Raw genomic sequence first — 7054 nt, 5'->3', positions numbered from 1 at the left:
CTCGCCGGAGTGCATGGGCAGCACCACCTTCCGGCCGTCCGGGTGGACGTACACCCTGTGTCCTCCCTTACCCCTCCGGGGAAGCGGCTTAAAGCCCAGCCGCTCCAGCTTACGGGCCACCTCGGAGGTCTTAGGCGGCATCCAGGGAAATCTGGGCCACGGTCACATCGGGAGGCGGGGCCTCCCCCAAGGCTTCCAAAGCCTCTAAGGCGGCCTCCAAGGCGTCCTTGGCGTTTTGCAGGGCCTCTTCCGGGGAGTGGCCGAAGGTGGCGCACCAGGGCAGGGCGGGCACCTCAGCAAGCCACACCCCTGGGGTCTCCGGGTCGGGGCGTAAGACGACCGTGTAGCGCATCCCTCTCAATTCTACAAGGCTTTCCTCAGGGCCTCGAGGGTCTTTTCCACGTCCTCCTCCCCGTGGGCCACGGAGAGGAAGGCCGCCTCAAAGTTGGAAGGGGGCCAATAGATCCCCCGGTCCAGGAGGCCGTGGAAGAAGCGCTTGAAGAGCCCCGTATCCGTGCGCCTGGCGTCCTGGAAGGTGAGCACGGGGCCTTCCGTGAAGAAGACGGTGATCATGGAGCCCACCCGGTTCACCGCGTGGGGGAGGCCCTTTTCCGAGAGGACCTCCTTTAGGCCCCCTTCCAGCCGGGCCCCCAGGTCCTCGAGGTAGCGGTAGTAGCCGGGATTCTCCTCCAAAATCTCCAGGGTGGCGAGCCCCGCCGCCATGGCGAGAGGGTTACCGGAAAGCGTCCCCGCCTGGTAGACCGGGCCCAGGGGGGCCACCTTCTCCATGATCTCCCGCCTCCCCCCGTAGGCCGCGGCGGGAAGCCCCCCGCCCAGGATCTTCCCCAAGGTGACGAGGTCGGGCCTGAGGCCAAAAAGCTCCGTGGCCCCCCCGAAGGCCAGGCGGAAGCCCGTCATCACCTCGTCGGCGATGAGGAGGACGCCAAACTCCCGGGCCTCGTGAAGGGCCTTCAGGAACTCCGGGGTGGGCGCGAGGACCCCGGCGTTCCCCACCACGGGCTCAAAGATGATGGCGGCGATCTCCTCCCCCCGCCTCTTCAGCACCTCCCGCAGGCCCTCGGGGTCGTTGTACTCCAGGACCAGGGTGAGCCTGGCGTACTCCTCTGGGACCCCGGCGGAGGAGGGCACCCCCAGGGTGAGGGCCCCCGAGCCCGCCTCCACCAGGAGGCCGTCCGCGTGGCCGTGGTAGTTCCCCCGGAACTTGACGATGTAGGGCCGATTCGTGTACCCCCGGGCGAGGCGGAGGGCCGACATGGTGGCCTCGGTCCCCGAGTTCACGAAGCGCACCAGGTCCACAAAGGGGTAGGCCCGCTTCACCTTCTTGGCGAGGGCCACCTCGAGGGGGCTTGGCGCCCCGAAGGTGAGGCCCCGTTCCAGGGCCTCCCGCACCCGGGCGAGGACCTTGGGGTGGGCGTGGCCCAGGATCAGGGGCCCCCAGCTCATCACGTAGTCCAGGTAGCGGTTTCCGTCCGCGTCCCACACATAGGCTCCCTCGCCCCGCACCAGGAAGGGCGGGGTGCCCCCCACGGCCTTGAAGGCCCTTACCGGGCTACTCACCCCGCCCGGGATGTGCCGCTTCGCCTCCTGGAAGTAGGCCTCGGAGATGGGCCGCTCCATGCCCCCCACTCTAGCGGGTTTTGGCCGGGAAAAGTGGGAAGAGACCCTAAGGGCCCGCGCCTTGAGCCCCCTTTTCTGGCCCCCGCCTGAGCCAACGCCGGAGGGGGGCTTAGGCCCCGAAGAGGTCCTTTAGGGGCAGGCGGAAGCCGGGAAGGGCCTCCCCCCCTTCCAGGACCTCCCCGGGCCTCAAAAGCCTCCCCTCCCCTCCCCGCCCGTAGACCTCCACCGCCTGGAGCTCCGGGTAGACCAGCCACACCGCCTTGGCCCCCGCCCCCAGGTAGTCCAGGACCTTGGCCAAGACCCCCTCCGCCTCCTCCCCCGGGGAGACCACCTCCACGGCGAGGTCCGGCGCCCCCTCGTAGAAGCCTTCCCGGGCCACCTCCTTGAGCCTTTCGTGGGAGAGGAACCAGACGTCGGGGCTCCGCACCCGGTCGGGGTCCCGCCTCAGGATAAACCCCCCCTCCACCCCGGCCACGCCGAGCCCCGTCTCCTCCAGCCAACGCATCAGGTGGTACCCGATGCGCAAAGCGATCCTCCCGTGCTCCGGCTTGGGCGGCATCTCTTCCCGGACCTCCCCGTCCACAAGCTCCCCCCGCTTTAGGGGCAGGGCGAAGAACTCCTCGGCCTTAAGGCGGGCCTTGACCATGGGGCCTCCTTCCTAATAGGTTAGCGCCTTTCTCAGGGCGGCGAGGACCCTTTTGGCGTTTGGCCGGTAGAGGTGCTCAATGGCGCTGAAGGGCGGGTAAGGGGCGTCGTAGCCCGCCACCCGGAGCACCGGGGCCTGGAGGTGGTCTATGGCCCCCTCGGCGATGCGGGCGGCGATCTCGGCCCCGAAGCCCCCGGTGCGCATGGCCTCGTAGACCACGATGGCCCGGCCCGTCTCCCGCACGGCCTCGAGGAGGGTCTCCTCGTCCAGGGGGACCAGGGTCTCCAGGTCCACCACCGTCACCTCCACCCCCTCCTTCCGGGCCACCTCCGCCGCCTCCAGCATCACCTCCACCATGCCCCCGTAGCCGATCAAGGTGGCGGCCTTCCCCTCCTTGAGGATGCGGGCCTTCCCCAGGGGGAGGGTGTAGTAGCCCTCGGGCACCTCGGCCCTCGAGCCCCGGTAGAGCTTGATGGCCTCGAGGAAGAACACGGGGTCCTCGTCCTCTATGGCGGAAAGGAGAAGCCCCTTGGCCCTTTCTGGGCTTGAGGGGATCACCACCTTGACCCCCGGGGTGTGGGCGAGGATGGCCTCGGGGGAGTCGGCGTGCTGCTCCGGGGTGTGGACGCCCCCGCCGTAGGGGGCCCGCACCACCACGGGAAGCCCCACCCGCCCCCGGGAGCGGTGCCGCCAGCGGCCGAGGTGGGAGAGGATCTGGTCCAGGGCGGGGTAGAGAAAGCCCGCGAACTGGATCTCGGCCACGGGGCGCATCCCCCCCATGGCGAGGCCGATGGCGAGGCCCAGGATGCCGCTTTCCGCCAAGGGGGTGTCAAAGACCCGCCTTTCCCCGTGCTTCGCCTGCAGGCCCTCCGTGACCCGGAAGACCCCCCCGAGCCTCCCCACGTCCTCCCCGAAGACCAGGACCCGCTCGTCCCGGGAAAGGGCCAGGTCCAGGGCCTCATTCAGGGCTTGGACCAGGTTGAGGACGGGCATCAGCCCACCTCCTCCACGTGGAGGCCCCGCCTTAAGGCTTCCCAGGCCCTCCTCTGGTCGGGGCCCATCTCCTTGTAGACGTGCTCCACGATCTCCTCGGGGCGGGGCTCGGGGGCCTGGTCGGCCAGGGCGAGCTCCCTTTGGAACTCCTCCTCAAGCTCAAGAAGGAGCGCCCTTTCCGCCTCCTCGTCCCAAAGGCCCCGCTCCTCCAGGGCCTTCCTGAGGCGGAGGATGGGGTCTTTGGCCCGCCAGGCCTCCTCCTCCTCCTTGGTGCGGTAGCGGGAGGGGTCGTCGGAGGTGGTGTGGGGGGCGAGGCGGTAGGTGAGGGCCTCGAGGAGGGTGGGGCCTTCCCCTTTCCTCGCCCGTTCCACCGCTTTTTTGGCCTCGAGGTACACGGCGAAGGCGTCGTTCCCGTCCACCACCACCCCCGGCATCCCGTACCCCTCGGCCCGCCGGGCGATGAAGTCCACCCGCATCTGCCGCTCCCGGGGGACGCTGATGGCGTAGCCGTTGTTCTGCACCAGGAAGACCACGGGGGCGCCGAAGACCGCGGCGAAGTTCAGGCCCTCGTGGAAGTCCCCCTCGCTGGTGCCGCCGTCCCCGATGGAGGTGGCCACCACCCAGTCCTCCCCCCGGTACCGCCCGGCCAGGGCGAGCCCCACCGCCTGGGGGATCTGGGTGGCGATGGGGATGTAGGGGTTCACCGCCCGCACCCCCTCGGGGAAGCGCCAGCCCCTAGGGTGGGCCCGCCAGTAGAGGATCAGGGTGTGGATGGGAAGCCCCCGGGCGAGGAGCAGGGCGCTTTCCCGGTAGCTCGGCACCACCCAGTCCCCCTCCCCGAGGGCCAGGGCCACCCCCACCTGGGCCGCCTCCTGGCCCATGAAGGGGGCGTAGACCCCGAGCCTCCCCTGGCGCTGGAGGGTGAGGGCCTTCTCGTCAAAAAGCCGGGCCCGGCGCATGGCCCGGTAGAGCCTTAGGGCCTCTTCCTCCCTTAGGGGGAACTCCCCTTTATCCAGATACCGCGCCACCTTCGGCTTCACGGGGGGAGTTTACCACGGGGGCCAGGCGCTTTAGGGCGAGGGAAAGCTCCTCCTCGCTCTTGCAGAAGGCGAAGCGGAAGAGGTCCCTTGGAGGGTCTTCCCGGTAGAAGGCCGAGGCGGGGATGAGGGCCACCCGGGCCGCCTCCACGAGCCGGAAGGCGTCCCACCCGGGAAGCTCGGCCATGAGGAAGTAGGTGCCCTCAGGGACGTAGACCCGAAGCCCCAGGGCCCCAAGCCCCCCGGCGAGGAGGTCCCGCCTTTTCCGGTAGCTTTCCCGCAGGGCCTCGTAGAAGCCCTCGCGCCTCGCCACCCTTAGGGCCTCCGCCACCCCGGCCTGGAGGGGCGTGGGGGCGGAGAAGCTCGTCCACTGGCGCATCCCCGCGAGGAGGGGCATGAACTCCTTCGGCCCCACGATCCAGCCCACCCGGTAGCCCGTGGCCTCGAGGCGCTTCCCCGCGCTCCCCACGGTGAAGGTGCGCTCGGGGGCGAACTCCCTAAGGCGCCTGGGCCTTTCCCCGTAGTAGAGCTCGTCGTAGACCTCGTCGGAAACGAGGAAGAGGTCGCGCCTCCGGGCAAGCTCGGCGATGGCCTTCAGCTCCGCCTCCTTGAAGACGAGGCCCGTGGGGTTCATGGGGGTGTTGAGGAGGAGGACCCGGGTCCTCGGGGTGAGGGCCCCCTCCAGCGCGGCGAGGTCCAGGAAAAAGCCCCCCTCGCCGAGGGCGAGGCGCACCAGGCGGGCCTCCGCTCCCGCCAAAAAGGCGTCCGGCAGGTAGACGTCAAAGAAGGGCTCCAGGACCACCACCTCGTCCCCCGGGCCCGCGAGGCTTTGCAGGAGGACGTAAAGGGCCTCCGTGGCCCCGGAGGTGACCACCACGGCCTCGGGCTCCACGGAAAACTCCTCGGCCAGGGCCTCCCTTAGCGCGGGAAGCCCCGCCGGGGGGGCGTACTGGTCATGGCGGCCCAGGGCGCGCCGCACCGCCTCCAGGAGGAAGGGGGGCGGGGGGTTGGAGGGAAACCCCTGGCCCAGGTTCACCGCGCCCAGGCGCTGGGCGAGCTGGCTCATCCTGGGGAAGATGCTCTCCTTGGCCGCTTGGGTGCGGGGGTGGAGGCGCATGGGGATAGGGTAGCGCAACTTTATGCCCGGGGGGAGGGGTCCTTGAAGAGGTGGAGGAAGAGGGCCTCGAGGCTCGGCGTTCCCCGGGAGACCTCGAGGACCTCCACGGGGAAAGCCCCTAAGGCCTCCTTCAGGGCTTCCCACGGCCCAAGAAAGAAGAGGACCTCGGGGCCTTCCGCGCTCCAGCCGGGGCCCAGGGCCTTCTGGAGGGCCTCCGCCTTGGGCTCGGCGAGGCGCACCCGGTACCCCTCCCCGGCCCACTCCCGGAGGAGGACCCGGGTGGGGCCCTCCTTCAGCGCCTCTCCCTTTTGGAGGAAGGCCACCCGGTCGCTCACCCGCTCCACCCCGTCCAGGTCGTGGGAGGTGAGGAGGATCCCCCACCCCTCCTCCTTGAGCTCCAGGAGAATCCCCTCAAACTCCCTCCGGCTCACGGGGTCTAGGCCCAGGGTGGGCTCGTCCAGGAGGAGGAAGCGGGGCTTGAGGGCGAGGGCCAGGGCGAGGGCGGCCTTCTGCTGCATCCCCCGGGAGAGGGAGGCGAGGGGCGCGTGGAGGCGGTCCCTTAGGCCAAAGCGCTCCAGCCAGGCCTCAAACCGGGGCCGCACCTCCTTGGGGGAAAGCCCCCGGATGCCCCCGAAGTAGAGGGCGTTCACCAGGAGGCTCAGGTTGACGTAGAGGTTGCGGCTTCCCTCCAGGAGGACGCCGAACTCGTGGCCCTGGGGCCTCCGCCTCCCCTTCCCCTCCCCCAGAACCACCTCGCCCCCGTCGGGGAGAAGGAGGCCGAGGACGATCTTGATGAGGGTGGTCTTCCCCGCCCCGTTGGGCCCAAGGAGGCCCAGGATCTCCCCGGCCCTAAGCTCCAGGCTCACCCCTTTTAGGGCCTCCAGCTTGCCGAAGCGCTTGTGGACGTTCTCTATTCCTTCGTGTGCTACCTCATAGCTCCACCCCGGCCATCCTGAGAAGCACCCGGCTACGTATGAGGTTGTGAACGAGCAGGATGAGGTTCACCCGGGCTACCAACCCCCAGTAGGACCTGGCCTCTATCCTGTGAAGCCCCAAAGACCGCACCATCACGCTGAACCGTGTTTCTATCCAGTTGCGAACCTTCCCCATCCACCTCTTCCACCCCGTCTCCACCACCTTCCCTCCCCGAACCCGGTAGGGCGGGGTCTTGACCCCCTGGACCCAGCGAAAACCCCTGTCCCCCAAGACCGCGGGCAGATCCCCCAAAAGCTCCCTCCCCCAGGTCTCCCGGGCATTCCCGGGGAGAATGGCCCAACGAAAAAAGAGGCCGCGCTCGTTCATCACCGGCATGAGAACGTAGCCGCCGAAGGCCCCCAAAGGACCTACCCCCACAGCGGCCTCAGGGAGGTCCAGACCGTGGATCCGGTGGCCGTGGGCCAGGGGGATGGGTTTGAGGTCCACCACTTGCAAAAGGCCTTTTCCCCCGGAAAGCCTTATGGCCAGGTGAGCCAGCAACCTCTGGGCCTTTTGAAGGACCCGGTAGAAGCGAGAGAGGTGGGGGAGGGAAGGGAAGTAGGCCTTGAGGGTGGTCTTGGCGGCCAGGTAGCCTTTGGCGAGGTCCTGGCCCTGGAGGAAGAGAAAGATGGCGAGGGTCAGGAGCTC

At 69.1% G+C, this 7054-nt stretch carries 9 protein-coding genes; all 9 read right to left on the bottom strand.

Features of this window, described 5'->3' with window-relative positions:
- A partial coding sequence (locus AC01Y6_RS09115) for a type II toxin-antitoxin system HicA family toxin (protein WP_476671221.1) occupies positions 1 to 141 on the bottom strand: 141 nt, incomplete at its 3' end.
- Positions 131 to 352 (bottom strand): type II toxin-antitoxin system HicB family antitoxin, encoded by a 222-nt coding sequence (locus AC01Y6_RS09110; protein ID WP_476671218.1) that lies wholly within the window; start codon positions 350 to 352, stop codon positions 131 to 133. The genes AC01Y6_RS09110 and AC01Y6_RS09115, both read right to left, overlap by 11 nt.
- Positions 353 to 363: 11 nt before the next feature.
- Positions 364 to 1638 (bottom strand): glutamate-1-semialdehyde 2,1-aminomutase, encoded by a 1275-nt coding sequence (gene hemL / locus AC01Y6_RS09105; protein WP_476671217.1) that lies wholly within the window; start codon positions 1636 to 1638, stop codon positions 364 to 366.
- A 109-nt stretch (positions 1639 to 1747) separates the two neighbouring features.
- A complete protein-coding gene (locus AC01Y6_RS09100) occupies positions 1748 to 2284 on the bottom strand; it encodes a Uma2 family endonuclease (protein WP_347241607.1) in 537 nt (178 codons plus the stop codon).
- Between the two features lie 12 nt (positions 2285 to 2296).
- Positions 2297 to 3277, bottom strand: coding sequence for an alpha-ketoacid dehydrogenase subunit beta (locus tag AC01Y6_RS09095; RefSeq protein ID WP_428720685.1), 981 nt, complete (start codon positions 3275 to 3277; stop codon positions 2297 to 2299).
- A complete protein-coding gene (pdhA, locus tag AC01Y6_RS09090) occupies positions 3277 to 4317 on the bottom strand; it encodes a pyruvate dehydrogenase (acetyl-transferring) E1 component subunit alpha (protein WP_476671215.1) in 1041 nt (346 codons plus the stop codon). The genes AC01Y6_RS09095 and pdhA overlap by 1 nt, the downstream gene beginning before the upstream one ends.
- Positions 4286 to 5431, bottom strand: a complete 1146-nt coding sequence (locus AC01Y6_RS09085) for a pyridoxal phosphate-dependent aminotransferase (RefSeq protein WP_428720683.1) — start codon at positions 5429 to 5431, stop codon at positions 4286 to 4288. Before AC01Y6_RS09085 ends, pdhA begins: the two co-directional genes overlap by 32 nt.
- Positions 5432 to 5451: 20 nt before the next feature.
- Complete coding sequence (locus AC01Y6_RS09080) at positions 5452 to 6345, bottom strand: ABC transporter ATP-binding protein (RefSeq protein WP_476671220.1); 894 nt, start codon at positions 6343 to 6345, stop codon at positions 5452 to 5454.
- 16 nt (positions 6346 to 6361) lie between these two features.
- A partial coding sequence (locus AC01Y6_RS09075; RefSeq protein WP_476671214.1) for a transposase family protein occupies positions 6362 to 7054 on the bottom strand: 693 nt, incomplete at its 5' end.

The organism is Thermus sp., from assembly GCF_056332225.1.
Note: the sequence above shows the minus strand (reverse complement) of the source record. Positions and strands in the feature narration are given on the sequence as shown.

What these genes read in the sequence shown, in the direction of transcription:
- AC01Y6_RS09110 (WP_476671218.1), bottom strand. Translation starts at nt 352, where the DNA reads ATGCGCTACACGGTCGTCTTACGCCCCGACCCGGAGACCCCAGGGGTG.
- hemL (WP_476671217.1), bottom strand. Translation starts at nt 1,638, where the DNA reads ATGGAGCGGCCCATCTCCGAGGCCTACTTCCAGGAGGCGAAGCGGCAC.
- AC01Y6_RS09100 (WP_347241607.1), bottom strand. Translation starts at nt 2,284, where the DNA reads ATGGTCAAGGCCCGCCTTAAGGCCGAGGAGTTCTTCGCCCTGCCCCTA.
- AC01Y6_RS09095 (WP_428720685.1), bottom strand. Translation starts at nt 3,277, where the DNA reads ATGCCCGTCCTCAACCTGGTCCAAGCCCTGAATGAGGCCCTGGACCTG.
- AC01Y6_RS09085 (WP_428720683.1), bottom strand. Translation starts at nt 5,431, where the DNA reads ATGCGCCTCCACCCCCGCACCCAAGCGGCCAAGGAGAGCATCTTCCCC.